The sequence below is a fragment of the Pseudomonas sp. genome (assembly GCF_046581935.1).
Taxonomy (GTDB): Bacteria; Pseudomonadota; Gammaproteobacteria; order Pseudomonadales; family Pseudomonadaceae; genus Aquipseudomonas.
In genome coordinates this window covers 45,675-71,974 of sequence record NZ_JAYGFK010000001.1, presented here as the reverse complement: position 1 = coordinate 71,974, position 26,300 = coordinate 45,675, and the positions used below count along the sequence as shown (strand labels likewise).

Genomic DNA, 26,300 nt, shown 5'->3' with positions numbered 1-26,300 from the left:
TGAGAGACGATTACCAGAAGCGCTGTTGATTCAACCGGCTCAACCAGTTCAGGACAAAACGATCCAGCGCTACGCTGCCCGCCAGCCCAACACGCTCCTGCAGGGTTTTCTTCTCGGCATAATGCAAATGAAACAGCTCGGCGCTTTTCGCCCGCTCTGCCAGGTATTCGTCACTGGTCTTGAGTTCGTCAACCAGCTTTTTCTCAAGCGCCGCCAGGCCCAACCAGACTTCACCGGTGGCAATCTGCTCCATGTCCAATTGCGGGCGATAGCGTGAAACAAAACCTTTGAATAACTCATGGGTGGTTTCCAGGTCTTCCTGGAACTTCTCCCGGCCTTTCTCGGTATTTTCGCCAAACACGGTCAGCGTGCGTTTGTATTCACCGGCAGTCAGCACCTCGAAATCAATCTCATGCTTCTTCAGCAGGCGATGCAGGTTAGGCAGCTGGGCAACCACCCCGATCGATCCAAGAATGGCAAAGGGGGCGGAAATAATCTTCTCGCCAATGCAGGCCATCATATAGCCGCCGCTGGCTGCAACCTTGTCGATACAGATGGTCAGTGGCACGCCAGCCTGACGAATGCGTGCCAGCTGCGAGGACGCCAAGCCATAGCTGTGCACCATTCCACCACCGCTTTCCAAGCGCAGCACCACTTCATCCTGCGGTGTTGCCATTGTTAGTAAAGCAGTGATTTCGTGGCGCAGGCTGTCGGTCGCAGAGGCTTTGATATCGCCATCGAAGTCCAAGACATAAACGCGTGGTTTCTGAATACCGGCTTTCTTTTCCTGCTTAGCCGCCTTGGCTTCAGCCTTAGCAGCAGCTTTTAACTGATCCTTATTGAGCACCGCGTGCTCGACGCGCTCATGCAATTGCTTGAAAAAATCATTGAGCTTATTGACCTGCAACTGGCCAGTGCCCTGGCGACCTTTACTGCGCAGCGCCGCAATTGTTACCAACACCAGCAAAATGGCCACAACCAGGGTCACTGTCTTGGCCAGAAAGCCGATGTACTCTGCAAAAAACTCCACGTCTTCCCCTCTTGTTACGGTGACAGCGCCCTTTCGTCGAAACGCTGATTGCCCTCAAGCATACCGAGGCCATGGGTTGACGGCCAGCAAGCAAGACACAGACATTCAGCGCACCCACGCAATTCAAACAAGCGTATGTTTTTTCGTTGACAGCCACAGAGCTTCCTCATACCCTCGCCAAACTTACACCGTAGTGGAATCCAGCGGACGTGGGCAGTATCTACCTGATTAGACATGGCCAAGCCTCATTTGGTGCTGACGATTACGATGTGCTATCAGCCATCGGAATACGCCAGGCCGAAGTACTGGGCGCACACCTCGCGCAGCTTGATACGCGCCTTGATCGCTGTGTCAGCGGAGCGCTACGCCGCCAGCAAGACACCGCCAATGCGGCACTCACGCAACTGCGAGAGGCGCAACTTTCAGCACCTGCGCTGGAAGTTGACGCGGCGTTCAATGAATTCGATGCCGACGCAGTGATCCGCGCCCTGCTCCCCGATCTACTCCCAGAAGAACCAGAAGCCCTGCACACGCTGCGCAACGCTGCACAGAACCGTGCCGAATTTCAGCGCCTGTTTGCCAAGCTGATTGGTCGCTGGGTTTCCGGCGAGCATGACAAGCCCGGCCTGCAAAGCTGGCAGGCTTTCGTCGAGCAGGTTAGCGGCGGGCTTGCGCGCCTGCTGGAGCAGGCAAACAACAAACAAAACATTGCAGTGTTTACCTCTGGCGGCACCATTACTGCTCTGCTGCATCTAATTACCAGCATCGCACCAGCGCAGGCTTTCGAGCTGAACTGGCAAATTGTTAACACATCACTAAGCTGCCTGAAGTTTCGTGGTAAGCAAGTGAGCCTGGCTTCCTTTAACAGCCATGTGCATTTACAGCTGTTGAAGGCGCCGGAACTCATCACCTATCGCTGAGTCCGGCCCACTGCACCCTCACGGGCGCTAGTAAACCCCAAGAAAAAGGAAAACATCATGAGCGTTGCAGACATCGTCCAAACCATGCACTCCAAGTTCAACGCCAGCGCTGCCGCCGGCCTGGATCTCGTGTTCCAGTTCAACATCGAAGACGGCGAGAACTACGCCCTGATCGTCAAAGACGGCACCTGCGCCGTTGAGAAAGGCGACAACGCCAATGCTAACGTGACCCTGATCATGGATACCGAAACCCTGAAAGGCATCACCAGCGGTGAAACCGATGGTATGCAAGCATTCATGTCCGGCAAACTGCGCGCTGAAGGCGACATGATGCTGGCCATGAAACTGGGCGAGCTGTTCCCGGTTTAAGCGGCAAGGCAAGATCGTTGAAAAAGAAACCGGGGTCGTTGACTCCGGTTTTTTTTCGTCTGCAGCCTATATCTGCACGGCTAATCAGGCAGCTTGATTGAGCAGCAACACGCCAGCCTATAAAGGCCTGTAATCCTTGTTAGGCAATGGCTGCAGCATTAGATTAGCTAATTATCTTAGGCACCCATCATAAGTAGAAGGGATAAACATGGCGCTTACAGACCAGTCCACCCGTATCCGCGAAGGCGAAGAACTTGATGCTACGGTCATCGACCAGTACCTCAAGGCGCATATTTCTGGTTTGACGGGCGAGCCACGCATCAGCCAGTTTCCCGGCGGCGCCTCAAACCTGACTTACTTGCTCGAATATCCGAACCAAGAATTCGTCCTACGCCGCCCACCGTTTGGCCACAAGGCTAAATCTGCCCATGACATGGGCCGCGAATACCGCATTCTCAATCAGTTGAACGCCGGTTTCCCTTACTGCCCGAAAGCCTACGTGCACTGCACGGATGAGTCGGTGATTGGTGCCGAGTTCTATGTGATGGAACGGGTCAACGGCATCATTCTCCGTTCAGAAATGCCGGCGGAACTGAACTTCAGCGCCGAGCAGACCCACGCGCTGTGCAAAAGCTTTATCGACAAGATGGTCGACCTGCACAACGTTGATTATCAGGCTTGTGGCCTAGGCGACTTGGGTAAACCCGAAGGTTATGTGCAGCGGCAGATCAGCGGCTGGAGTGATCGCTACGACAAAGCCCTGACGCCTGACGCGCCGCTGTGGGAGCCCGTCAAAGCATGGCTCAAGGACAAGATGCCAGTTGACCACCATAAGCCCGGCATCGTGCACAACGACTACCGCTTTGACAATGTGATCCTCAATCCGCAGAACCCAAGCGAGATCATCGGAGTACTGGACTGGGAGCTGACCACCATCGGTGATCCGCTGATGGACCTCGGTAACACCCTCGCCTACTGGATTGAAGCCGCTGATCCAGCGCCCGTGCAACTGATGCGCCGCCAGCCAAGTAATGCCCCTGGCATGCTCACCCGCCAGCAGTTCGCCGATTACTACGCCGAACGCTCGGGGATTGAGATCAAGAGCATTGATTTCTACTACACCTACGGTTTGTTCCGCCTAGCCGGCATCGTGCAGCAGATCTACTACCGCTTTTACCACGGCCAGACCCAGGACAAACGTTTCGCGCAGTTCATTCACATGAACAAGCTACTGGAGCAGATGAGCCTGCAGGTCATCAATAAATCGCAGTTGTAAACGGCCGAACAGGCCCTCAATAAGAAAGGAAAAAATCATGTCCAAGACCCATCTGTTCGACCTCGACGGTAAGATCGCTTTCGTCTCCGGTGCCAGCCGTGGCATCGGTGAAGCCATTGCCAAACTGCTGGCCCAACAAGGCGCGCACGTCATCGTTTCCAGCCGCAAGATCGACGACTGCCAGAAAGTCGCTGACGCGATCATCGCCGAGGGCGGCAAAGCCACCGCCGTTGCCTGCCATATCGGTGAAATGGAGCAGATCAGCAACGTCTTCGCACAGATCAAAGAGCAGTTCGGCCGCCTCGACATCCTGGTCAATAACGCTGCCACCAACCCGCAATTTTGCAACGTGTTGGACACTGACCTGGGCGCGTTCCAGAAGACTGTGGATGTGAACATTCGTGGCTACTACTTTATGTCCATCGAAGGCGGCAAACTGATGAAAGCCAACGGTGGTGGCAGCATCATCAACGTGGCCTCGATCAATGGCGTATCGCCGGGCGAGTTCCAAGGCATCTATTCGGTGACCAAAGCAGCGGTAATCAGCATGACCAAAGTGTTCGCCAAGGAGTGCGCGCAGTTCGGTATTCGCTGCAACGCCCTGCTGCCGGGCCTGACCGATACCAAATTCGCCTCAGCGCTGGTGAAGAACGACGCCATCCTCAAACTCGCCCTGCAACGCATCCCACTCAAGCGCGTGGCCGAGCCAAGCGAAATGGCCGGTACTGTGTTGTACCTGGCCAGCGATGCCTCTAGCTACACCACTGGCGTAGCGTTAAATGTTGACGGTGGTTTCCTTTCCTAAGCGCACACTTGGGCAAGCAGAGCGACCCAAAAAAGGGACCTAATGGTCCCTTTCTTATTGTTTAGTGGAAACAGGTCAAATACTGAAGCGCGCCACCAGCGCATTCAAATCCACGGCCAGGCGCGACAACTCCTGGCTAGCTGCACTGGTCTGATTCGCGCCGGCCGATGATTGCATCGACAAATCGCGAATATTCACCAAGTTGCGGTCCACTTCGCGGGCCACCTGCGCTTGCTCTTCCGATGCACTGGCAATAACCAGATTACGTTCGTTGATTTGCGAAATGGCAGCAGCAATATCATCCAACGCTTGCCCAGCAGCCTTTGCCACATCTAGCGTTGAGCGCGCACGACTGTTGCTGGTTTGCATGGCATTGACCGCTTTGTCTGTGCCCTGCTGAATACCGCTAACCATTTGCTCGATCTCACGGGTCGACTGCTGAGTACGGTGCGCCAGGGCACGTACTTCGTCTGCTACTACAGCAAACCCGCGCCCGGCCTCACCAGCCCGCGCCGCTTCGATTGCAGCGTTTAGCGCCAGCAGGTTGGTCTGTTCGGCAATCGAACGGATCACATCCAGTACCTTGCTGATATCACGCACTTGCCCGGCCAGCTGTTCAACTTCAGTCGCTGTATTGGTCACATCGTCAGCCAGGTGACTGATCGACTCCACGGTCTGACGTACCTGCTCACGGCCGTGCTGTGCGGTACGATTGGACTCGCTGGAGGCTTCAGAAGTGCTGACGGCGTTACGCGCCACCTCCTCTACCGCACTGGTCATCTGATTGACCGCAGTAGCAGCTTGCTCGATCTCATTATTTTGCTGATGCAAGCCACGCGTGGAGTCTTCCGTCACCGCACTGAGTTCTTCTGAAGCAGAAGCTAATTGAGTCGAAGAATCGGAAATGTTCTGGATGGTGCTGCGTAGGCTCTGTTGCATACTCTTCAAGGCACCCAGCAGGCGGGCAGGCTCATCAGAACCCTGCACCGCGATTACCTGAGTCAGGTTACCGCTGGCCACCACCTCAGCCACATGCACGGCTTCACTGAGTGGCCTGACGATGCTACGAGTTAGCAGCATCGCCAGAATAATGGTCAACACGAGCGCCAATGCGATCATTGCAATGACCCAAAAGCGTGCATTGGCAAAGACATCATCTGCAGTTTGCGCGGCAGCAGTTGCACCGGTACGGTTTAAATTCGACAGTTCGATCAACGCTTTGGCCATGCTATCGGCATTGCCATTGAGTGGCCCCTCAAAGACCTTCATCGCAGCCTCACGATCATTACGCCGCATAGCCTCAATAATCTTCTGCCACTCTTGCAGATAACTACCTTCCGCTTGTTTGAAGTGATCGTAAAGCGCCTGTTCTTCGGCACTGGAAATCAGCTTTTCATAACTGTTTTGCGCTTCGCTCAGGTTATTTTTAAGTGCTTCTGCATTAGCGATGTTCTGTTGATGATGCAATTCATCAGTGTTGAGCATCATGCGCAGTGTCAAGGCGCGCAGGCGCATGATGTCTTGGTTCATCTGGCCTAAATTGAGAATGCTGGGTAGCCAGTTTTCGTTTATCTGATCTGACTCCCGGTTCATTTCGGACATTTTTAATTGCGAAAAACTGCCCAGCAACAAAACCAACAACGCGACCAGGCCGAAGCCAAGCGATGCTCTGGGGGCAATATTGAGGTTTCTTAGTGTCATTTCGTCACCGCATTCCTTTTCTGGTCTCGCGGTCAGATTAGTAACACCAAGGACATCGCGCCAGTTTGCGCGTAATACCGCTAACCAGACCCGAAAACAGCACCAGCGGTTATATATCGCTCTATTATCGTTAGCTATAAAAAACCCGAGCGATAGCTCGGGTTGGTGATATCAACCTTAGCAAGCTCAACGCACCGTAAAGTCCTGCTCCAGTAACTTGCGGTCGTCTTGAAACACCATAAAGCGCCACTCGCCGGGAACCACCTCATGCACCTCGGTGAATTCAAATGCCATGACATCTTGCGGCGCGCCGGGCACCAGTTGTTGCGTCACCACAAACTTGTCGTGACGTTTGCCGTCGGGCGTGATGACACCTGGGGTGAGGTACAACAGCGTTAGCGGTGAGTCGCCTGCAACCTTGCCAGCCAGGTTGTAGCGCATACCGAATTTGGTACCAAGCTTGGCAGGGATCACCCGACCGGGTTCGATCTGCTGATTGCTGCGAGTCAGTACCCGCTCACCGGCCTGAAAGTCCTGATAATCGCTGGCGAAAACACCGTACTCGATAGGCCCTTGCACGGTGACTTCGGCATGCGCCAGGCCACTGATCAGCATGCATGCCGCGAGGGCAGTGAAACGGGTGTATTGCATATCGCGCTCCTTAATTTAGTTAGCGCGAGCCTATGACACCCATGTGACGAGACTGTGACAGCTCTATTCAGTGACTTCGGCCTGTACCTTGCGCGGTAACACGGCGAGGAAGTTGTCCCGCGCCACCTGCTGCGCCACCGCCTCCGGCAACGCATCGAGGAATGGCGCAAAGCCATTCAGGTAATCAGCCAACCCATCAAAACGCCCCACCACGTCGGAGCCGAGCATAAACCGCGCGGGATAACTGCTAACCAGCTTCACCCAGGCTGGGTCCGGCTTGCCGTCAGCGTCGAGCAGGTAAGGCCGTAGCACCGTCCAGGACAGGTCGATGTACAGGTTGGGGTACTGCTTGAGCATTCGCTCAAGCGTGGGCAAGAGAAAATCCAGCTTCTTCTGATGGCGATGGATCTCCTTGCTGGTGCCGGCGTGCGCCCAGATAAACCGCACATGCGGGTGATTGCGCAGCGGGTCTTCGATCTCTTGCAGGTAGAGCGGGTTGCGCTCGCGCTTTGAGGTGATATTGGAATGCAGCATCACCGGCAGATCATATTCGGCGGCCAGGTGAAAAACCCGTGCAAGGGCCTCGTTGTTAGCCCGCGGCACATCACCATGAATCAGCGCAGTGAGGTCATCGTGACGGGTGAATACTTCACCAATGCCCTGCCATAAACCCGGGTCCATTTCGAGCATGCGCCGGACATGCGCATCGGCATTTTTGTCATTCGGGTTGAAACCTGAAAGGAACGGATGCAAGCGCTTACGCTGCTCGGCGGGCACCTGTTTGTAAGCATGCGCCACCAGCACGTCAGTCGCGCTGTACCAGTAGGCATTGGCATCATCGCCGGCGTAGTAACGCGGTCGCTTGGGTTCGTTCTCGTGCCATTTCTTGGCCACTGGAATGCCAGAGAGCATCACATGCTCAATATTGCCGGCAGCCATCTGCTCAAACAGCTCGGTCATGCCGGCGCTTTCCTGAAAGAAATCGACGTAATGAAGGTGTGCGTCGCTGTAGCGATAGTCGCGAGCCTGGGCAAACTGGCTAGCAAGACCCAGCAACAAGGCAAAGCTTATGCGTAATGCAGGCAATCGGTTGTCCTCCTGACAGTCAGAACAAACATAGACCGTGGCTATTTAGCGCAAGTTCAGGAACTGAGCGTTTTAGCGCCACCAGCTAGGCAAATAGCACCATAAAAGCCACAAGCAATAGCAGAAAGCACCAGAGTGATGCGAGGCGAGTGACAATTTACCAGCGTCAGTAGCCTGTCCCGTGATGGCACTTGGCTTGCAATGCAACAGCAAGACCTCTGAAGGAACTCGCCATGCTCCAGCTATTGCGCTCAACCCCACGCAAGAATACGGATGACGCGGCACTTGATGCGCTGATCAACCAACACGACCTAACCACTCGCCTGAGCGAGAACTATCGCTGGATGTCACGCCTGAACGACTTCAGCGCCGGCCTGCATCAGCGCATCCGCACCAGCTTAGGCGCAGCCGTTGGTATTGCCTCGCACGCCCCGCAACTGGCGCGGATTGCTGCTGACAATCAGCAAAGCGGACAAACCTTGGCGCAATCTTCGGAATTGATAGCCAGTGCTAGCGAACAGGTAACCACCACCCTCGACGCCGAACTGGTGCCTGGTGCTGCCGAGGTTGCTCAGCTCTCGGCTGAAGTTACGGCCACCCTGCACACTTGCCAGCAAAGCGGTCAGGCTGTGCTGCAACAAGTTGAAGTCATCGGCAAGAGCGAGCAACAACTGGAGTTAGTGATTCAACAACTGACCAGCCAACTGGAAGAAGTCAGCAAGGTCATCGGGGTGATTGCCAGCATCTCCCAGCAAACCAACCTGCTCGCACTCAATGCGGCCATCGAAGCCGCTCGTGCCGGTGAGCACGGCCGCGGCTTTGCCGTGGTCGCCGAAGAAGTACGGCGCTTGGCTGGGCATACAACCGATGCAACCAGCCAGGTCAGCGACATCATTGAGCGTTTTCGCAGCGGTATGCATCAGCTCACTGAGGCCGGTACACACATGCATCTGGCTGTAGCAGATGGCCGCGAGGGCATGCTGGCAGTTGGCAGCGGGCTCGACAGTACCCGTCAGGCCATGGATCGCCTGGACAATCGAGTGGGCCAAATTGCCGCCGGTACGGAGCAGATCGGCCAGGCCGTACGCTCGATCAATGGTGACGTACAAGACATTGCCCGCGTGGCTGGCGAGTTATTGGGCAAGGCTGGGCAAGTGCTGCATCACAGCCAGGCCGTGCGCGAAAATGGCGACCGATTACTGGCTGGCCTCGGCGACTTCCGCCTGGAAATTCACCATGTCGTCCAGGCCAGTGTCGAGCAGCTCGCTCGCCAAGCCAGCATGAGTGGCGATGTAGCCAGTGCCGAACGTCAGCTCAGCGAAACACTCGACTGTGACGCCCGTTTTGAGCTGTTCTACCTCGTCGACAGCCATGGTGTGCAGATATCCGAAAACATCTTCGCCAGCGATGTGAACCATAGCGCAACCAGCAGTTGCAAAGGCCGCGACTGGCAGCAAAGGCCATGGTTTCGCGCGGCAGCCGATACCTTGTCCAGCCATATCACCCAGGTCTATCGCTCATCAGCAACCGATGATTTTTGCTTCACTATTGCAGTGCCCATCCTCGATTCACGCGGTCAGTTGCTAAGGGTATTGGGGGCAGATGTTCGCCTGTCGGCGCTAGTCTGAGGCCCCTACCATGGGCTAGTCTGGCCACTTAGCCCATGGCGTTGGAAATCAAATGATCAGCATCAGTAACGAGAAAGGCCTGCTACAACGCATCAACATCGGTCCACACACCTTGCACAGCGATGTCTCGGTAGAGCTCGGCGGCGAAGGTTCCGCACCTGATCCGCACGACCTGTTCGACGCGGCTTTAGGTGCCTGCAAAGCCTTGACCCTGGCGCTCTACGCCAAACAACGAGGCTTACCACTGGAAGGCCTTGATGTAACGCTGAGCCGCGACAACAGCCAGGAGCGCCAAGGTGTTTACGGCTTAACTGTCGAACTAACTCTGCATGGCGCGCTGGATGAAGCGCAGCGCCAACAGCTGTTGCGGGTTGCCGATAAATGCCCGATCCACAAACTGATGACCAGCAGCGAGGTTCAGATCAGCACACAGCTGCGTGAGAACGCATCATGAGTGACCTCCTGCTGATCACACCACGCCAGGAAGATATCTCGGGGCAGCCCATCCTGCGCCCTCTGCCTTCGGCCAAGTGCCGCAGCGTTGGGCCGTTCGTGTTCTTCGACCATATGCTGGAAAAAACCTACCCGGCCGGTAGCGGCATGAATATCAACCAGCACCCACATATCGGCCTGTCCACCCTCACCTACCTGTTCGAGGGACAACTGCAGCACAAGGACAGCCTCGGCTCGGATCAGCTAGTTAGCCCCGGTGAGGTCAGCTGGATGACCGCCGGCAAAGCCGTGGCACACGTCGAGCGCACGCCGCCAGACTTGCAGCAAAGCGGCTCGCGCATGCATGGCCTGCAGGTGTGGTTGGCCATGCCCGCAGAGGATGAGCAAGGCGAACCCAGTTACAGCCATCATCCCGCGAGCAGCTTGCCGCGCAGTACCAGCATGGGCGTCGACATCTGCCTGATTGCCGGCAGCGGCTTCTGCCTGCAATCACCCGTACCGGTGCTGTCCCCAACGGTCTATGCCGAGATCAAGCTGGCTGCTGGTGCAGCGCTGCAAGTTCCCGCCGAACATGCCGAACGCGCGCTGTACTTGATTGATGGCGAGGCGACATTGGATGACCAACAACTGCCTTTACGCGGCCTGTTGGTGCTGCCCGAAGGCGAGACTTACACCCTCAGCGCCTGCAGCGAGAGCCACGTGGTGTTGATCGGCGGCGCGCCGATTGGCCCACGGCGGATCAACTGGAATTTCGTCGCCAGCGACCAGGCCCTGATTGACCAGGCTCGCCAACGCTGGGCCGCACAGGATTGGCCAAGTGTGCCGGGCGAAACCGCACGAATCGAACTGCCACGCTGACCGAGAACATTTGTTGCACTCGCGCGACATCCAAACAGGTCGCACTCGGGTATAACCCTTGGCACGCTCACACACTCAGGAACCCGGTGCATGGCGCAGTCGCTGTTTGATTACGAAAGCCATCTGGAAGCCTGTGCTCAGCAGGACGACCGCGCATTCCAGGCGCTCTACCAACAGGAGGCCGCGCAGATGCTCGGGTTGGCAATCACCTTGCTCGGCCGTCGTGATCAAGCCGAAGACTGTGTGCACGATGCCTTTGTGCAGATCTGGCGCAACGCCCAACGTTTTCAGCGGGCCCTTGGCAGCGGTCGCGCGTGGATCTACAGCATCCTGCGCTACCGCGCGCTGAACCAGCTACGTAGCCGTGGCCGTACGGTAGAGCTGGATGACGACTTTATCGAACGCGCCGCCGACGACAGCCCGCAGGCCGCCGAACTGCTGGAGCAACAAGGCGAACATCAGCAACTGCGCCGCTGCCTGCAGGGCATCGAACGCAATCGCCGTCATCCGATTCTGCTGGCCTTCTATCGCGGCCTGACCCATGAACAAATCGCCAACCGCCTGACCACCCCGTTGGGCACCATCAAAGGCCGTATCCGCGCCGGATTACGCGCGCTGCAGGAGTGTTTGCAAGCATGATTACGCAGCAACCTGCCGAACGCCGCGCATTAATCGGCGAATACGTCCTGGGCCTGCTCGATGAAGCCGAAGCCGCTGAAGTGCGCGAGCTGATTGAACACGACAGCGAAGCCGCGCAAATGGCCCTGCAGTGGCAGCAGCACTTTCTTGAGCTAAGCGACCAATTGCCGCCACAGACACCCTCAGCGCAATTATGGCAACGCCTGCAGGACAGCCTCGGCCTGACGCCAGCCGTCAGCAACGTCAACAGCTGGCTGGCCTGGTGGCAGAGCCTGACCACCTGGCGCCTCACCAGCGCCGCTCTGGCCTTCGCACTGATCATCGCCGTGCTGCCTGATCTATGGCGCACGGATACTGCCGCCAACAGCTACACCGTGGTGCTGCAAGCGCCAGGTGAGGCGGCTAAACCAGGTTGGGTGGTGCATGTCGACGGCACTGGCGGCTTGCGTTTGCAACCGTTGCTGAGCGATCAGATCCCGGCCGATCGTTCCGTGCAGTTCTGGACCCTTATCGACCCAGCCATCGGCCCGCGCTCGCTGGGCCTGGTGGAGCCGGGCAAACCGCTGCAACTGTCTGCCGAACAGATTGGCGCGGTACAACCCGGCCAGCTGTTCGAACTGACCCTGGAACCGGCCGGCGGCTCGCCCAAGGACCGGCCAACCGGCAAGGTGCTGTATATCGGTCGTGCGGTTATGGCATCGATCAACTGAGGTTGTTTGCAAAAAAACTGAATTTATTTTCAGGCGACGACATCCAAACGTTCTCTCGTGGGTATAGCTATCAGGTGTTTCATCGAGGCACCTGCAAGGCGGTTCTTAGCCGGCCTTGCATCGATGCTGGATAACCACAGATGAGAGAACGCATATGAACAGCCTCAATACCCTGCTGACCGCTGCCGTTACCACTGCCACCCTCAGCCTCGCCGCTGGTACTGCCAGCGCAGCAACCCTACTGGCCCTGGGCGCCGACGGTCAGCTGTTCAAGATCGACAGCGCCAGCCAGAAAATCACCGCGACCATGTCTGCCAGCAGCCCAAGCCCGCTGCGTGGCATCGATGTACGCCCGGCCAACGGCATGCTCTATGCGCTGGGCGGTGACAATCAGCTCTACACCCTGGATCTGAGCACTGGCGCAGCCAGCAAGGTCGCCAGCCTGAACAAGCAGCTGCCGGGCAGCGGCCAGGCCGTAATCGACTTCAACCCGGTGGCTGACAAAATGCGCATGCTGGCCGCCGACGGCACCAACTTCCGCGTCAATGTCGACACCGGTGAAGTGGTAGTCGATGGCTCCGTAGCCTATGACGCTGATGGTCCTTATAAGGGTAAAAGTGCCCAAGTGGTGGCTGGGGCCTACACCAACTCCTATGCCGGCACCCAGGCAACGTCGCTGTACAACGTCGACCTGGCCAGCAGCAGCCTGATGCTGCAAAACCCGCCAAACGATGGTATCCAGCAAGTGGTTGGCATGGTCGCCGATGGTCTGAAGAACGCGGCGATGGACATCGCCAGCGACGGCAAAGGCGGCAACACCGCCTACCTGTTGACCGGCACCACGCTGCATACCTTGGACCTGGCCAGCGGCAAGCCAATGACGCTAGGCGATGTTGCCGGCCTGCCGGGCAATATCATTGATATCGCCGTACTGCCGGGCATGTAAGCAACGATGCGGGAAGGCCACCCGGCCTTCCCGTTCACGGTTTATTTGGCAAAGGTTTCATCGAAAAGATTATCCATGGCCTTGAACGCGCGAGCTGCCACCAGCGGGTGGTATTCATTGCGCCCTGGCACATTGGCCTCCGGGTTGGTGAAGGAATGCACCGCGCCGCCGTAGCTGACCAATTGCCAATCGGCTTTCGCCGCTTTCATCTCCGCCACAAAGCCCTCCAGCTGTTCTGCTGATACAGATGGGTCATCCGCACCATGTAGCACCAGGACCGGTGCCTTGATGTTTTGTGCATCACGCGGATCAGGCGTATCCAGGTTGCCATGGAAGGACACAAAGCCTTTTAGCTGCGCACCAGAACGGGCCAGTTCCAGTACCGCCCCGCCACCAAAGCAGAAACCGATAGCGCCTAGCCGCGTGGTATCCAATGGCACCTGCCCGGCCTGCGCTTTGAGCACCTCAACCGCCGCCTGCGCCCGTTTGCGCATTAATGGCCTATCGCTGCGCACCGTCGTGGCCGCTACCTTGGCTTCATCGGCATTAGTCGGGCGAATAGCTTTGCCGTACAGGTCGGCAACGAATATGACGTATTTATCAGCAGCCAGCAGCGCGGCCTTGGTTGCCGCGTTTTCATTAACGCCCATCCAGTTAGGCACCATCAGCAGGCCCGGACGCGGCGTAGTGAGCGTATCGTCATAGACCATCAGGCCTTCAAAGGCTTCACCGTCAATTTCATACGGCACCGGTTTAACCACTACGGCCGCATCGGCCATGCCGATCATTCCAGCGCATAACAGGGGCAATAGATTTTTCGTAGACATGGCGATTTCCTGATGGGCTTGAGCAGAACATCAACCATAGTCCGCCGCATCAGGATGACCAAGCGCCGCAGCGGACAACACACTGGGCAAAGGTTTCAGCCTGTTTCGCAGCTACGCTTGCTCTGCCCAGCGCTCTTTTATTTCCAGAATCGCCGGTAACTGTTGGATAAACAGCTCAACCAAGTGCGGATCAAAGTGACGACCGCGCTCCCTATTCAGCAGTTCAACAGCGTCCTCCACCGACCAAGCGGCTTTATAGGGACGCACACTGGTCAACGCATCAAACACATCGGCAATCGCCACGATGCGCCCCTCAAGCGGGATGTCCTCGCCGCTCAGACCATTGGGGTAACCACTGCCATCCCACTTTTCGTGGTGCGACAGGGCAATGCGCTGCGCCGTACGCAACAAACCCGAGGCATGCTCACCAATAATCTGCGCGCCAATTTCCACGTGCTGACGCATCACCGCCCACTCTTGTTCATCGAGTTTGCCCGGCTTGCGCAGTACTGCATCGGGGATGCCGATTTTGCCGACATCGTGCATTGGCGCGGCATTGAGCAACTCTTCGGCTGCGGCCTCGCTGAAACCGGCAGCCAAAGCCAGGACCTTGGAAAAATGGCTCATGCGGATGACGTGTAAGCCGGTCTCGTTGTCCTTGTACTCGGCCGCCATGCCGAGACGCTGGACGATCTGCAGGCGGGTCTGGCGCAATTCATCCATGCGCACCAACGACAGATGCGTACGTACCCGTGCGCGCACAATCGGTGGGCTGACTGGCTTGGTGATGTAATCGACTGCGCCGACGGAGAAGCCACGTGCCTCGTCCTCAACATCGGCCAGGGCGGTGACAAAGATCACCGGGATCGCCCGCAACGGCTCCTGCGCCTTGAGCGACTCACACACGGTATAGCCAGTCATACCCGGCATCATGACGTCCAGCAGGATCAGGTCAGGCCGCTCGCGCTCGGCCATTTCCAAGGCCTTGGTTCCATCCTTGGCAAACAACAAGCGATAGTCATCTTGCAGAATGTGGCGAAGTACCTGCAGGTTGGTTGCCTCATCGTCGACCAGCAAGAGCAACGGGCGAGTATCAACTGGCGTCATCATGGCGTTAGGTTTTCCTCGTCTTGCAACAGACTCAGCAGCTCACTCAGTGATTGCTGCGCCCGGTCAAAGTCAAAATCGTCTAGCGCCAGGCGCATTTGCTCCATGGCCACTTTTTGCGCTGCGCTGTGCAAGCCCTGGTTCAGATAGTTGAGTGCCTGGTCATCCAACCCACCACGACTGAAAGTCTCCTGCAGGCGCTGTAGAGCCCCACGCATTAGCTCAACGTTGTGCGTTTGCGTACTCACAGCGACGTCGGGAACCTGCGGCAAAGCTTCGGCAACCGCCGACAACGCCCGGGACAACTCTTCCAGCAAGCTACGCAGATATAAACTCTTGCGCTGGCTAAACCCTTGCTCGATAGCCAGCCCCAGGCCTGCCAGATGTGTCAGTGCCAGGTTACCCGCAGCCCCGCGGAAACGGTGTGCCAGGCTACATCCGGTATCCCAATCATTCTTCTCCAGCATGCTGCCCAGTTGCTCAACCAGCGCGCTTTGATCGTCGAGAAAGCGCTGGATTGCCTGACTCATTGGCACCGGACCGCCCCACAAAGCAGCGCCGCGCCGCCAGTCAAAGTGCTCGCCATCGATAAACTCTTGGTTGACCGCAACAGGCTCGGGCGTGGCAACCCCCAGTAAACGAGCCATTTCCGCCAGCAGCGCAGCCATATCGAGCGGTTTGGAAGCAAAACCATTCATCCCGGCATCTAGGGCCGCCTGGCGGTCCTGGTCGAGCACGCTGGCGGTCAACGCGATAATTGGAATTGGCTCACGTGGATGAGTCGCCTCAAACGCGCGGATCCGTCGAGACGCTTCCAGCCCATCCACCAGCGGCATCTGCACATCCATCAAGATCAAATCAAAATCTTGGCTGGCAAAGGCCGCGACGGCCGCCTGGCCATCGGCCACACACGTTACCTGATGGCCTAAACGCTGCAGATTAAGCTGCAGCAGCTCCAGGTTTTGTGGCACGTCGTCAGCGGCGAGAATGTTCAGCGGGGGCAGTTGCGGCAGAGCCTGGCGCGACTGAGGCGCTAAGCGCTGCCCCGCCGATAATGACAACTCGACAATAAACCGGCTGCCCTCGCCCAGCGTGCTTTCAACCCGCAGTCGCCCGCCCATTAGCTCGACCAGTTGCCGTGAAATAGTGGTCCCCAACCCGGTCCCGCCAAAGCGCCGGCTCATGGACGCATCCGCTTGGGCAAAGGGTTCGAAGATCTTATCCAGACGGTCGGCTGCAATGCCGATCCCCGTATCCTCAACGGTTAACCGGATTGCACCTGGCTCGCCTTGCACGCGCAGGCATACGCGCCCTTGAGCGGTGAACTTAATCGCGTTACCCAGCAAGTTGGTCAATACCTGTTGCAAACGCAGTGCGTCACCACGGTAAAACTCTACCAGGTGCTGGGGATACTCCAGTTTGAGCAGTAGCCCCTTACTTTCGGCCGTTAAGCGCTGGGTCGCACAAACTTGCTCACACAGTTCGCGCAGGGAGAAATCCAGGTCTTCCAGCTCGATGGCGCCACGGTCCAACTTGGAGGTATCGAGAATGTTGTTGAGCAAGCCAAGAAGTGAGCGCGAGGCCTGCTGCACCGTCTGTAAGTGCCGTCGCTGGCCATCGGCCAGGGGCGTATCAATAAGCAGCTCGGTGAAGCCGATAATGGCGTTCATCGGTGTGCGAATTTCGTGGCTCATATTCGCAAGGAAACTGCTTCGCGCAGCCGCTGCGGCCTCGGCACGATCCCGTGCAGCACGTGTCTCCTGCTCCATCAGGCGCCGAGGCGTCAAGTCAGTGGCCAATTTGACCACTTTGAAAGGCTTGCCATCGATATCGAGAATCGGGTTGTAGGTCGCCTGAATCCACACCTCGCGCCCGCCGTAACCAGTACGCCGGTATTCACCAGCAAAAAACAGCCCATTGCGTAACGTCGCCCAGAACTCTCGATACTCGTCACTATCAGCATATAGCGGGTCGCAAAACAGGCTGTGATGCTGGCCGATAACATCCGCACGCTGGTAGCCGAACAGGTCCAGCGCATTGTCATTGATTTCCAGCACATGGCCGTACAAATCAAACTCAATTAACGCCATGGCTTTGCTGAAGGCATTCACCTTGCCCTCGTACTCAGCATTGCGCAGCTTGTTGTCCGTCTGGTCGAGCAATACGCCATCGATCCAACGCGGTATACCTTGCTCGTCACACACGGCACTGCCGCTTTCCCATATCCAATGTTCCTTACCATCACGATCAAATAGACGGTACTCGACGGTGTAATTGCGCCCCTTATTTATGGCATCCAGCACTTGATCAGCCACCGGCTGATAATCGTCAGGATGATAGAGTGCGCTGATCGACAGCCGCTTACTGATGAAATCATCAGCGCTCCAGCCTGTCAGGGTTTGCACAGCGTCGCTGACAAACAGCATGGTCCAGTCGGCATCCAGCAAACAGCGGAAGGAAACCCCCGGAATATTGCTGATCAAAGAACGGTATTGCTGCTCGCTATCACGCAAGGCCCGCTCCATCTGGATACGCTCACTGATATCCGCCATAAACACCACGAACAGCGGGTGATTGCCCGACTTAGTGATGCCAATGCTAATGCGTACTGGTTTTTCCTGGCCGTCGCGAGCAATGCATTGCAACTCTTGCTCGAAACCCGAGAGCTGGGCGACGCCGCTCTGCAAGTAAGCCCGCAGGTGCGCCTCATACAAATCGGCGTCCCGCTCATTAAGTAACCTACGCAGGGAAAGACCAATGAGTTCATCCAGCGGCCAGCCAAACAGACGTTCTGCAGCACGGTTAGCTGAACGGATAATCCCGGTGTGATCGATGGTCATGATCGCGTCGAGCGCAGTGTCGAAGATCGAGCGCAGATGTTGTTCACTGGCCTGTAACTGACGACTCAAACGGCGGTATCGCAGTAGGGTATTAACGGCGACTACAAATACCGTCAACGCGACCGTAATTAGCGATATGGCGCTACCTAGGTACAAACTATCGACCACCGCTATCGGCTGCTGCGACTCTGCTACGCCAACAAAGCGAGCGGCCGCCATGCCAATGTAATGCATGCCGCTGATGGCCAGGCCCATCACCAAAGCACTGAGCAACAAGGCCGAGAGTGCAGGTAAACGCCCTTCCAGACCAAAGCGCACCCATAGAGAGAGAATGGCCAAGCAGACAGCAACCAGAATCGACAGGGCAAACATCCAAGGGTCGTAGCGCAGCAGCGGAGCCATCTGCATCGCTGCCATACCGCTGTAGTGCATAGCGCCGATACCCAGCCCCACCAACACACCACCGAGGCACAACTGCGGCAGAGTCAAATTCCGTCGCGCCAACACGGTTAATGCCACCCAGGAGGCCGCCAAGCTAGGCAACATCGACAAGAGCGTTACATCAAGATCAAAGCGCACTTCTGCACACAACTGAAAAGCCAGCATGCCGAGAAAATGCATGGCCCAAACCCCAGCACCTAAGGCCAATGTGCCGGTAAGAATAGTCATCTGCCGTGGCCAGGCGGCCTCACTGCTACGGGCAACCCCTGCCAGTTGCAGGGCCATACCTGAAGTGAACACCGCGATGCACAGCGACATTACGACTAACAGGGGGTCGTAATTACTGAGGACAAGAACACTAGGATCGGAGCCGGTAACGAAAAATTGATCAAGAAACTGCATACCACTCCAGGGCTACATCGATTGTGCATGCGCGCCAGTGGCGCAATGACAGCATGACAAACGACCCTGGCTAACCTGTCAATCAGCCGTCAACAAAAAAGCCCGCCGAAGCGGGCTTTCTATGTGCGCAAACAGATCAGGCAGAAAGCTCGACCAACAGCTTGTTCAATCGCTGCACGTAAGCGGCCGGATCTTTCAGGTTGTCCCCGGCGGCCAGTGCGGCTTGGTCGAAGAGGATGTGGCTCAGATCAGCAAAACGCTCTTCGTCAGGCTCGGCATCCAGCTTTTCGATCAGCGGGTGGCCAGGGTTGAATTCGAAGATCGGCTTGGAGTCAGGCACTTTCTGCCCGCTGGCTTCGAGGATCTGGCGCATCTGTAGGCCCATATCCTGTTCGCCAATGGCCAAAATCGCCGGCGAGTCGGTCAGGCGATGCGATACCCGCACCTCGGCAACCTGCTCACCCAGTGCGGTTTTCAGACGCTCGACCAAACCTTCTTTGGCTTTGGCGACTTCTTCCTGGGCCTTTTTGTCTTCTTCCGAATCCAGCTTGCCGAGGTCGAGATCACCACGCGCGACATCAACAAACTGCTTACCATCGAACTCGGTCAGGTAGCTCATCAGCCACTCGTCGATACGGTCGGTGAGCAGCAGTACTTCGATGCCTTTCTTGCGGAATACTTCCAGGTGCGGGCTGTTCTTCACCTGCGCGTAGGATTCACCGGTGAGGTAGTAGACCTTGTCCTGGCCTTCGGCCATGCGCGCGATGTACTCGCCCAAACCAACGCTTTGCTCGCCGTCTTCACTGCGAGTAGAGGCGAAACGTAACAGAGCGGCGATCTTCTCCTTGTTGGCGAAGTCTTCCGCCGGACCTTCCTTGAGCACCTGGCCGAAGTTCTTCCAGAAGCTTTTGTATTCTTCCGGCTGGTTCTTCGCCAGTTTCTCCAGCATATCCAGTACGCGCTTGGTCAGCGCCGACTTCATCGAATCGATGATTGGGTCTTTCTGCAGAATTTCACGGGAGACGTTCAACGACAGATCGTTGGAGTCGACCACACCCTTGATAAAGCGCAGGTACAACGGCAGGAACGACTCAGCCTGATCCATCACGAATACGCGCTGCACATACAGCTTCAAGCCTCGCGGCGCTTCACGCTGATACAGGTCGAACGGAGCGCGGGCCGGGGTGTACAGCAGCGAGGTGTATTCCAGCTTGCCTTCGACCTTGTTATGGCTCCAGCTCAGCGGGTTCTCGAAGTCATGGCCGATGTGCTTGTAGAACTCCTGGTATTCCTCGTCCTTGATCTCGGTACGTGGACGGGTCCACAGCGCGCTGGCACGGTTGACGGTTTCCCACTCAAGCGCTGGCGCCTCTTCCCCTTCTGCAGCCGCTTGTTCTTTCGGCAGCTCGATAGGCAGAGCGATATGGTCGGAGTATTTTTTGATGATATTACGCAGACGCCAGCCATCGGCAAACTCGTCTTCAGCAGCCTTCAGGTGCAGGACGATGCGCGTGCCACGCTCGGCTTTCTCAACGGTGGCAACTTCAAAATCGCCCTCGCCTTTACTCGACCAGTGCACGCCTTCGCTAGCCGGGCTACCGGCGCGACGGCTGAAAACGTCGACTTTGTCGGCGACGATAAAGGCTGAGTAGAAGCCCACGCCGAACTGGCCGATCAGGTGCGAATCCTTCTTCTGATCACCGGTTAGGTGCTGCATAAAGTCGGCGGTGCCGGACTTGGCAATGGTGCCCAGGTGGGTAATCGCATCTTCGCGATTCATGCCAATGCCGTTGTCTTCGAGGGTGACGGTCTTGGCGTCTTTATCAAAGCTCACACGAATTTTCAGCTCAGCGCCGCCTTCGAGCAGCTCAGGCTTGGCCAGCGCTTCGAAACGCAGCTTATCGGTGGCATCGGAGGCGTTGGAAATCAGTTCGCGAAGGAAGATTTCCTTATTTGAATACAGCGAATGGATCATCAGGTGAAGCAGTTGCTTCACCTCTGTCTGGAAGCCCAGGGTTTCTTTTTGAGTTTCCACACTCATGCTCTCTTACTCCACTTTGTTGACGAAGCCGCAGCGCGGCGGATGTCATAGAAGTGGGGGCATGTTGTGGGATTTCAAGTGGTTGACTGTGCTTTGCGTCAGGGCTCCAGTAACTCGATACGACTAATCTCTTGCGGGAGCAGGTTATAACTGACCTCCCCCTGCGCGCCCATGCGTTGGCGCAGGACGATTCGCCCCTCTTGATCGATACCCTGAAAGCGCCCTTCCGCGCTGTTGCCACGCTCGGTAGTGGCTCGCATGTTGAGATTCTGGTAGCGGCTCGGGCTACGCAACAAACCTTCGAGACTGAAACGAACACGGCGATCCAAGGGCCGGCTGACCCGCTCTGGCATAGCAGCGGCGCTGATTACGGTTTTAGCGGGCACAGCGGGAGCCGCGTCGACAGTAGGCAATACAGGGAATCGGTCATCTGCCACCTGCCACCCACGCTGATCCTGTTTTTCTAGCAGCACGGGGAGCTGCTGCAGCTCGCCATTGATCCGCGCCTGCACATTCAGGTCGATGCGCTGCTGGGGGAAACTAAAATTGCCCAGCGGTAGCACCTGCACCTTGCGCGTAGCAAAACGGCGCTGCAGGTAATCTTCGATGACAAAGCTCAGGGTATCTGCCGAGTCAAACTGGCGGTCCACCGCGCCTTTGCGATAACGCAAACCATTGCTGAACAACTCGACCTTGCCGCTAAGCGTCGTTTTGTATTGTGCAGGTAGAACTAAGTGCAAATCCCCGACCAGCTTGTTAGGCGGCACCGGTTGTAGATCCAAGTGCAAGGTATAGCCACGGCTCAAGCGCCGCGCTTCGGGTAACTCCTGCTCCGGCAGTAACCAACTGACTTCGACTTCGGGCAACACGCCCTCATCAGAGGGCAGGACATCAACTCGCACGGGCCCTGGTGAGACCGTCGGCAGGCGAATCAGCAACTCACTCTGCGCAAAAAAATCCGGGCCTTCACGCAGGCTCAATACGCCATCAATTAGCTCGGCTTGTTTTGGGGAGAATTCCCGACCATGCAGCACTCCCCGCAAATCGATAGCTAAGTCAGCCTGTACGGGCGTTTCCGGCTGCAGCCATTGCAAGCTAAGGATGGCTTCCAAGCGTTGAGCATCTTTGCTGGCCAACAAGGCCACACCGACTACTAGCGGGATAATGCCCAGCCCGGACAGAAGCAGTGCTGGACGCGCTGAACGCCAATGACGGACGACATACAGCAAAGTAAACGGTGGTAGAAGACTGGCCCAGCCCCACAACAGGCTGGTAGCAAATGCACGCATAACCAACCAGACCAGGCCGGCAAGTATCAGCAGCAAGCCACCCAGAATCAGCAGCGCATCCATTCAATATTCCTTTGCGGTAGTCGAGCGGCTTGCCAGAAGCATACTCAGGGCTCATCGACTTTGAAGTGCGCCCGGGCAGTGGCAATAGGCTCGGTCTGACTAGTTTGCCAGGCAGTAATAGCCACGTTGGCAACCCTGCGACCCTGCCGCCAAACCTGACATTTTACGAAGGTGTCACGATAAAGGCCGGCGCGAAGGTAATCTATCGAGAAGTCGATAATTTTCGGTAAATGTGGAATACCCATAAATATCAGCAGATGGAGCATTGCCGCGTGCTCCATAAAACCAGCAATCACCCCGCCATGCAGCGCCGGCAAAGTTGGATTGCCAATGCAGTCCTTATTGGCCGGCAAGCGAAACACCATGTCATCGCCGAGCCGCAAACACTCAATACCCAGAAATTTGGCATAGGGCATCAGGTTGAGCAGCGGGTCGTAGTTGTTCTGCTCGTGAGCATCACGTACCAGCTGGTTGAGGTTCAGTGTGCTCATTGGCCACCGTCCTTGGGTGTGCGTTGCAGATCCGCCGGTTTACCCATACGCATAAACGTCCCCACCACATGGGCAATGGGCTGAGAAGGATCATCCTGATAGGCATAGCCACGGGTGAAGATGATGTTCGGCGTTACCCGATAGCATTCGGCAAAGCCATAAACATCCTTACCGGGTTCAGCTGGATGCATGTAATCGATACGTAGATCCAGAGTCGGGCAAATCTCAAACTCCGGCAGTACACAGACGATCGAGATACCACAGGTGGTATCCATTAACGTCGTAATGGCTCCGCCATGAATAACTCCGGTTTCTGGATTACCCACAATCTGCGGGCTGTAGGGTAAGCGCAGCACAAGCCCTTGTTGATCGGCACTGTGCACCGCCATCCTAAGCACCTGGCAATGACGCAACACCGATAGAAAACGCTGCGCCCGCTCAAGAATCGGCGAATTGCTCATGATTTCAGTCCCGCAATCACGTTAAGAGGGCGAGCATGATAGCCCCTGACAATGCTCGCCACACCTCGACACAGCGGCAATCAGGTGAACATATAGAGAAATGCCAGGGAACTTCGGCGAAAGCACAGTGTTTAATGGCTATGCCTGGTAAATCCAGCATTGCGATCACTTACAAGGAGTACTAACCGTGCAAAAGCCATTCACCTACGCCCTGCTTCTCGCCTCCATGCTTGCCCTGACAGCCTGCGAGAAAACCCCAGAAGACAAACTAGAGTCAGCCAAGGAGTCCGCTTCTGAAGCCGTCGAGTCCATGGGTGATGCCGCAGAGGAAGCAGGCGAAGCTATTGAGCAGAAAGCCAACGAAGTGACCGGTCATGAGCCAACCACTGGCGAAAAAATTGAAGATGCTGCGAATGACGCAGCAGACGCCATCGAAGAGACCGGCGATGAAGTCAAAGATGCCGTTGATGGCAAGTAAGCCGTCTAACACGTAAAACCAACAGGCCCGCTTAATGCGGGCCTGTTGGTTTATAGCGCAATCAAAGCGCCGGTGTGAGCATAAGTAGCAAGCTGCACAACAACCCGACTACCCAGACCAGGCTGCGCTGCCAATGCAAATCGGCCCAGTAAAAAACCAGATACAGCACGCGCGCCACCACAAAGGTCACCGCCAGAACATCCACCAAAATGCCGTGATTATTGGTCACATGCGCCATTAGCACGCCCACGGCGAACAACGGAAATGCCTCAAAACTGTTCATATGAGCAGCTAGCGCACGCGCGCCAAAACCGCTCAAGCGCGCCTGCTGAGCGCGAGGATGGTGGTTATCGTAATGCCCATCTCCCTCCCGAGCCATAGCCCTAGCCACGGGTGCCTTAGCGATGAAAATCAGCAGCGCACTGATAAAGATGCACCAAAACGGCAGGCTCATTCGCTTTTCTCCTTGGGTGGGTCAAATGCCGGAGTTTGGGTATACACCATTACTTCCAGCACATCAGAGTGAAACTCGCGGTGGTACAGAATAAGCACGACGCCAGCGCTCACCAGCATGAAAAACCAGGGATTGATAAACCAAGCCAGTGTTGCCATACCAAAATAATAGGCGCGTAAGCCCTGGTTAAACTGGTTGGCTGCCATCGAGATAACCCGCGCAGTGCGTTCGGCAAAAGCCTTGCGTTCCTGCTCGGTGACATGCCGTTCACCAATCATCGGGGCCGAGCCCACTAGCACCGCTGCGAAATTGTACTGACGCATGCACCAACTGAAGGTGAAGAAGGCATAGACAAATACCATCCCCAGGCACAGCAGCTTGACTTCTGACATGCCGCGAGTGGCCTGTTGCACGAAGGGTATGTCGGCCAGCAACGACAGCGCCCGATCAGAGGCACCAAGCACGGTGAGAACACCGGCGAGAATGATCAGCGTACTAGAAGCAAAGAACGAGGCATTGCGCTCCAAATTGCCAATCACATTGGCATCCGCAATGCGGTTTTCGCGCAACAACATGCGCCGCATCCAGTCTTCACGATAGAGGTGTAGTACGCTGGCCAAACAAGGCGTAGTGCGGCCCTTGGCCTGTGCGTAGCGGGTGTAGCCAGCCCAACAAACCACAAACCAGAGCACGGCCAGTAGATGCGGCAGGTAATAATCACTAATCGGCATGAAAACTCCTTGTTAACCTGCGCCGATTATAGACAAGCCTGGCTTGCAACTGGCCAACAAAAAGGCCGCTCAATTGAGCGGCCTTGTTTATCTAGCGGAGACTAGGCTGCCGCCGCTTTTGGGACGCCTAGCAGGCGATCCATCAGTACTGCCAGCACCAGGGTTAACAACACCGGCAACAGCCAGCCGAGACTCTGATCCGCCAGCGGCAGTTTGCTGAAAAAGTCCGGGATCACCGCTTTGCCACCAGCGGCGGTGATGCCGTCAACCAGCCCGAAGAGCAGCGTTACGGCCATCACTGGACGAAACACCCGCGCGGATGAGCGCCAAAAGTTATCCAGCAAGCTCAACGCGACTAATACGATTGCCAGCGGATACAACCCCACCAAAACCGGTATCGAAAAGCTGATCAATTGGGTTAGCCCCTGATTGGCGACCAATAGGCTGAACAAGCCGAATGCGATTACCACGGTCCGGTATGAAACCGGCAGTAGACCGCTAAAAAACTCACCACAAGCCGTGAGCAAACCTACAGCGGTGGTCAGGCACGCCAGCGTAATAACCACAGCAAGAAGCAGGCTGCCGACAGTGCCGAAGGTGTGTTGCACATAAGCAGTCAGAATCTGCACACCATTAAGCGCTCCACTTGCAATGCCATGACTGGTGGCGCCGAGATAGAACAATGCCAGATAGACCAATGAGAGCCCCACTGCCGCGATCAGGCCAGCGGTTACCGAGTACCGCGTAATCAGTTTTCCATCCGTCACACCACGATCACGAATGGCAGTAGCAATCACGATACCGAACACCAAAGCTCCGAGGGTATCCATGGTCAGGTAGCCCTGCAAAAAACCCTGCACAAATGGCGCACTCTGATAATCAGCCGATACCTGCCCGATCTCCCCCGCTGGAACCAGCAATGCCGCGCCACCCAGTACCAGCAGGGAAGCTAATAAAACCGGCGTGATGTATTTGCCAATGCGATCAACCAATCGCCCTGGATTCAGGGAAAGAAATAGCACTGCGGCAAAAAAGGCCAGGGTATACAGCAACAACGCCGTGCTGCTCATGCCGCTAAAAGGCGCGATGCCCATTTCGAAAGACACTACCGCCGTACGTGGTGTGGCGAATAACGGGCCGATGGCCAGGTATACCGCCACGGCGAATAGCACGCCCGCGCGCTTACCCAGCGGTGCGGTAAGCAACGCCATGCCACCGCCAACACGAGCCAACGCGACAATAGTCAGCAACGGCAAGCCTACGCCTGTAAGTAGGAAACCCAACGCAGCCGGGCCAATGTTTTCACCCGCCGCCATACCAGCGCTAGGTGGAAAGATGATATTGCCTGCGCCCAAGAACAGCGCAAACGTCATAAAACCAAGGGCTAGGAGATCCGAGCCTTTCAAACGAGTCATAGAAGGGAATACCACTGGCAGAAAGTTAAAAGTACCGAGGGTTTCCCGAGGGATCGGGGGAAACGTTACCCCACCGGTTAAGCGGGACCACTGCAGCACCCTGAACCGCTTGTGGCGGAACGGATGCTAATAGTTGCAAGCCTAACGAAATTGATGAGTAAACGGCACTGATGCAGGTCAAGCTGTCG

Annotated in this window: 25 protein-coding genes and 1 pseudogene; 12 read left to right on the top strand and 14 right to left on the bottom strand. The window is 56.5% G+C overall.

Going from position 1 to position 26,300, the window contains the following annotated elements; all coding sequences use genetic code 11:
• Positions 1–10 precede the first annotated feature (10 nt).
• Positions 11–1,030 carry a protease SohB gene (gene sohB / locus VCA57_RS00310; protein WP_411182966.1) on the bottom strand — a complete coding sequence of 340 codons (1,020 nt, stop codon included), beginning with the start codon at positions 1,028–1,030 and terminating at the stop codon, positions 11–13.
• 209 nt (positions 1,031–1,239) lie between these two features.
• Between sohB and VCA57_RS00305 the strand changes: the two genes are divergently transcribed.
• The 4 genes from VCA57_RS00305 (at position 1,240) to VCA57_RS00290 (ending at position 4,400) form a co-directional block, all read left to right on the top strand.
• Complete coding sequence (locus tag VCA57_RS00305; protein WP_411182965.1) at positions 1,240–1,950, top strand: histidine phosphatase family protein; 711 nt, start codon at positions 1,240–1,242, stop codon at positions 1,948–1,950.
• Positions 1,951–2,004: 54 nt separating this feature from the next.
• Entirely contained in the window at positions 2,005–2,319 is a 315-nt protein-coding gene (locus tag VCA57_RS00300) for an SCP2 sterol-binding domain-containing protein (RefSeq protein ID WP_257778594.1), read from the top strand.
• 208 nt (positions 2,320–2,527) lie between these two features.
• Positions 2,528–3,595 (top strand): phosphotransferase family protein, encoded by a 1,068-nt coding sequence (locus VCA57_RS00295; protein ID WP_411182964.1) that lies wholly within the window; start codon positions 2,528–2,530, stop codon positions 3,593–3,595.
• Between the two features lie 37 nt (positions 3,596–3,632).
• Positions 3,633–4,400: an SDR family oxidoreductase gene (locus tag VCA57_RS00290; RefSeq protein WP_411182963.1), complete on the top strand. Its 768-nt coding sequence runs from the start codon at positions 3,633–3,635 to the stop codon at positions 4,398–4,400.
• Between the two features lie 75 nt (positions 4,401–4,475).
• On the opposite strand, the gene VCA57_RS00285 is transcribed toward VCA57_RS00290, so the two are convergent.
• The 3 genes from VCA57_RS00285 to VCA57_RS00275 form a co-directional block, all read right to left on the bottom strand.
• Positions 4,476–6,101 (bottom strand): methyl-accepting chemotaxis protein, encoded by a 1,626-nt coding sequence (locus VCA57_RS00285; protein ID WP_411182962.1) that lies wholly within the window; start codon positions 6,099–6,101, stop codon positions 4,476–4,478.
• A 186-nt stretch (positions 6,102–6,287) separates the two neighbouring features.
• Positions 6,288–6,752 (bottom strand): DUF3859 domain-containing protein, encoded by a 465-nt coding sequence (locus VCA57_RS00280; protein WP_411182961.1) that lies wholly within the window; start codon positions 6,750–6,752, stop codon positions 6,288–6,290.
• Positions 6,753–6,815: 63 nt separating this feature from the next.
• The gene (locus VCA57_RS00275) at positions 6,816–7,838 is read right to left on the bottom strand and encodes an amidohydrolase family protein (protein ID WP_411182960.1); all 1,023 of its coding nucleotides are present in this window, start codon (positions 7,836–7,838) and stop codon (positions 6,816–6,818) included.
• Positions 7,839–8,560: 722 nt separating this feature from the next.
• Here VCA57_RS00275 and VCA57_RS00270 point away from each other — a divergent pair.
• From VCA57_RS00270 to VCA57_RS00240, 7 genes and pseudogenes are all read left to right on the top strand, one after another.
• Positions 8,561–8,902, top strand: a pseudogene (locus VCA57_RS00270) (methyl-accepting chemotaxis protein); the annotation flags it as partial.
• A 216-nt stretch (positions 8,903–9,118) separates the two neighbouring features.
• Positions 9,119–9,466 (top strand): PDC sensor domain-containing protein, encoded by a 348-nt coding sequence (locus tag VCA57_RS00265; RefSeq protein WP_411183190.1) that lies wholly within the window; start codon positions 9,119–9,121, stop codon positions 9,464–9,466.
• A 52-nt stretch (positions 9,467–9,518) separates the two neighbouring features.
• The gene (locus VCA57_RS00260; RefSeq protein ID WP_411182959.1) at positions 9,519–9,920 is read left to right on the top strand and encodes an OsmC family protein; all 402 of its coding nucleotides are present in this window, start codon (positions 9,519–9,521) and stop codon (positions 9,918–9,920) included.
• A complete protein-coding gene (locus tag VCA57_RS00255; RefSeq protein ID WP_411182958.1) occupies positions 9,917–10,777 on the top strand; it encodes a pirin family protein in 861 nt (286 codons plus the stop codon). The genes VCA57_RS00260 and VCA57_RS00255 overlap by 4 nt, the downstream gene beginning before the upstream one ends.
• Positions 10,778–10,867: 90 nt before the next feature.
• The gene (locus tag VCA57_RS00250) at positions 10,868–11,416 is read left to right on the top strand and encodes a sigma-70 family RNA polymerase sigma factor (RefSeq protein WP_411182957.1); all 549 of its coding nucleotides are present in this window, start codon (positions 10,868–10,870) and stop codon (positions 11,414–11,416) included.
• The gene (locus VCA57_RS00245) at positions 11,413–12,126 is read left to right on the top strand and encodes an anti-sigma factor domain-containing protein (protein ID WP_411182956.1); all 714 of its coding nucleotides are present in this window, start codon (positions 11,413–11,415) and stop codon (positions 12,124–12,126) included. Before VCA57_RS00250 ends, VCA57_RS00245 begins: the two co-directional genes overlap by 4 nt.
• A gap of 154 nt (positions 12,127–12,280) precedes the next feature.
• A complete protein-coding gene (locus tag VCA57_RS00240; RefSeq protein ID WP_411182955.1) occupies positions 12,281–13,072 on the top strand; it encodes a DUF4394 domain-containing protein in 792 nt (263 codons plus the stop codon).
• A gap of 41 nt (positions 13,073–13,113) precedes the next feature.
• On the opposite strand, the gene VCA57_RS00235 is transcribed toward VCA57_RS00240, so the two are convergent.
• The 7 genes from VCA57_RS00235 to VCA57_RS00205 form a co-directional block, all read right to left on the bottom strand.
• Positions 13,114–13,899, bottom strand: a complete 786-nt coding sequence (locus tag VCA57_RS00235; RefSeq protein WP_411182954.1) for a dienelactone hydrolase family protein — start codon at positions 13,897–13,899, stop codon at positions 13,114–13,116.
• 111 nt (positions 13,900–14,010) lie between these two features.
• The gene (locus VCA57_RS00230; protein ID WP_411182953.1) at positions 14,011–15,009 is read right to left on the bottom strand and encodes a two-component system response regulator; all 999 of its coding nucleotides are present in this window, start codon (positions 15,007–15,009) and stop codon (positions 14,011–14,013) included.
• On the bottom strand, positions 15,006–18,689 hold the full coding sequence (locus VCA57_RS00225) for a PAS domain S-box protein (RefSeq protein WP_411182952.1): 3,684 nt from the start codon (positions 18,687–18,689) through the stop codon (positions 15,006–15,008). The genes VCA57_RS00230 and VCA57_RS00225 overlap by 4 nt, the downstream gene beginning before the upstream one ends.
• 136 nt (positions 18,690–18,825) lie before the next feature.
• A complete protein-coding gene (gene htpG / locus VCA57_RS00220; RefSeq protein WP_411182951.1) occupies positions 18,826–20,730 on the bottom strand; it encodes a molecular chaperone HtpG in 1,905 nt (634 codons plus the stop codon).
• Positions 20,731–20,828: 98 nt separating this feature from the next.
• Positions 20,829–22,082 carry an MFS transporter gene (locus VCA57_RS00215; RefSeq protein ID WP_411182950.1) on the bottom strand — a complete coding sequence of 418 codons (1,254 nt, stop codon included), beginning with the start codon at positions 22,080–22,082 and terminating at the stop codon, positions 20,829–20,831.
• A gap of 44 nt (positions 22,083–22,126) precedes the next feature.
• The gene (locus VCA57_RS00210) at positions 22,127–22,573 is read right to left on the bottom strand and encodes a PaaI family thioesterase (RefSeq protein ID WP_411182949.1); all 447 of its coding nucleotides are present in this window, start codon (positions 22,571–22,573) and stop codon (positions 22,127–22,129) included.
• Positions 22,570–23,034, bottom strand: a complete 465-nt coding sequence (locus VCA57_RS00205; RefSeq protein ID WP_411182948.1) for a PaaI family thioesterase — start codon at positions 23,032–23,034, stop codon at positions 22,570–22,572. The genes VCA57_RS00210 and VCA57_RS00205 overlap by 4 nt, the downstream gene beginning before the upstream one ends.
• A 187-nt stretch (positions 23,035–23,221) precedes the next feature.
• Here VCA57_RS00205 and VCA57_RS00200 point away from each other — a divergent pair, with 187 nt between their 5' ends.
• Entirely contained in the window at positions 23,222–23,512 is a 291-nt protein-coding gene (locus VCA57_RS00200; protein WP_411182947.1) for a hypothetical protein, read from the top strand.
• 61 nt (positions 23,513–23,573) lie between these two features.
• On the opposite strand, the gene VCA57_RS00195 is transcribed toward VCA57_RS00200, so the two are convergent.
• From VCA57_RS00195 to brnQ, 3 genes are all read right to left on the bottom strand, one after another.
• Entirely contained in the window at positions 23,574–23,966 is a 393-nt protein-coding gene (locus tag VCA57_RS00195; protein WP_411182946.1) for an MAPEG family protein, read from the bottom strand.
• On the bottom strand, positions 23,963–24,697 hold the full coding sequence (locus VCA57_RS00190; RefSeq protein WP_411182945.1) for a DUF599 domain-containing protein: 735 nt from the start codon (positions 24,695–24,697) through the stop codon (positions 23,963–23,965). The genes VCA57_RS00195 and VCA57_RS00190 overlap by 4 nt, the downstream gene beginning before the upstream one ends.
• Positions 24,698–24,798: 101 nt before the next feature.
• The gene (gene brnQ / locus VCA57_RS00185) at positions 24,799–26,112 is read right to left on the bottom strand and encodes a branched-chain amino acid transport system II carrier protein (protein ID WP_411182944.1); all 1,314 of its coding nucleotides are present in this window, start codon (positions 26,110–26,112) and stop codon (positions 24,799–24,801) included.
• Between the last annotated feature and the right edge of the window lie 188 nt (positions 26,113–26,300).

What these genes read in the sequence shown, in the direction of transcription:
- VCA57_RS00260 (WP_411182959.1), top strand. Translation starts at nt 9,519, where the DNA reads ATGATCAGCATCAGTAACGAGAAAGGCCTGCTACAACGCATCAACATC.
- VCA57_RS00265 (WP_411183190.1), top strand. Translation starts at nt 9,119, where the DNA reads ATGAGTGGCGATGTAGCCAGTGCCGAACGTCAGCTCAGCGAAACACTC.
- VCA57_RS00235 (WP_411182954.1), bottom strand. Translation starts at nt 13,899, where the DNA reads ATGTCTACGAAAAATCTATTGCCCCTGTTATGCGCTGGAATGATCGGC.
- VCA57_RS00190 (WP_411182945.1), bottom strand. Translation starts at nt 24,697, where the DNA reads ATGCCGATTAGTGATTATTACCTGCCGCATCTACTGGCCGTGCTCTGG.
- brnQ (WP_411182944.1), bottom strand. Translation starts at nt 26,112, where the DNA reads ATGACTCGTTTGAAAGGCTCGGATCTCCTAGCCCTTGGTTTTATGACG.
- VCA57_RS00245 (WP_411182956.1), top strand. Translation starts at nt 11,413, where the DNA reads ATGATTACGCAGCAACCTGCCGAACGCCGCGCATTAATCGGCGAATAC.
- VCA57_RS00280 (WP_411182961.1), bottom strand. Translation starts at nt 6,752, where the DNA reads ATGCAATACACCCGTTTCACTGCCCTCGCGGCATGCATGCTGATCAGT.
- VCA57_RS00250 (WP_411182957.1), top strand. Translation starts at nt 10,868, where the DNA reads ATGGCGCAGTCGCTGTTTGATTACGAAAGCCATCTGGAAGCCTGTGCT.
- VCA57_RS00255 (WP_411182958.1), top strand. Translation starts at nt 9,917, where the DNA reads ATGAGTGACCTCCTGCTGATCACACCACGCCAGGAAGATATCTCGGGG.
- VCA57_RS00230 (WP_411182953.1), bottom strand. Translation starts at nt 15,009, where the DNA reads ATGATGACGCCAGTTGATACTCGCCCGTTGCTCTTGCTGGTCGACGAT.
- VCA57_RS00195 (WP_411182946.1), bottom strand. Translation starts at nt 23,966, where the DNA reads ATGAGCCTGCCGTTTTGGTGCATCTTTATCAGTGCGCTGCTGATTTTC.
- VCA57_RS00290 (WP_411182963.1), top strand. Translation starts at nt 3,633, where the DNA reads ATGTCCAAGACCCATCTGTTCGACCTCGACGGTAAGATCGCTTTCGTC.
- VCA57_RS00210 (WP_411182949.1), bottom strand. Translation starts at nt 22,573, where the DNA reads ATGAGCACACTGAACCTCAACCAGCTGGTACGTGATGCTCACGAGCAG.
- VCA57_RS00205 (WP_411182948.1), bottom strand. Translation starts at nt 23,034, where the DNA reads ATGAGCAATTCGCCGATTCTTGAGCGGGCGCAGCGTTTTCTATCGGTG.
- VCA57_RS00295 (WP_411182964.1), top strand. Translation starts at nt 2,528, where the DNA reads ATGGCGCTTACAGACCAGTCCACCCGTATCCGCGAAGGCGAAGAACTT.
- VCA57_RS00285 (WP_411182962.1), bottom strand. Translation starts at nt 6,101, where the DNA reads ATGACACTAAGAAACCTCAATATTGCCCCCAGAGCATCGCTTGGCTTC.
- VCA57_RS00215 (WP_411182950.1), bottom strand. Translation starts at nt 22,082, where the DNA reads ATGGATGCGCTGCTGATTCTGGGTGGCTTGCTGCTGATACTTGCCGGC.
- VCA57_RS00225 (WP_411182952.1), bottom strand. Translation starts at nt 18,689, where the DNA reads ATGCAGTTTCTTGATCAATTTTTCGTTACCGGCTCCGATCCTAGTGTT.
- VCA57_RS00240 (WP_411182955.1), top strand. Translation starts at nt 12,281, where the DNA reads ATGAACAGCCTCAATACCCTGCTGACCGCTGCCGTTACCACTGCCACC.
- htpG (WP_411182951.1), bottom strand. Translation starts at nt 20,730, where the DNA reads ATGAGTGTGGAAACTCAAAAAGAAACCCTGGGCTTCCAGACAGAGGTG.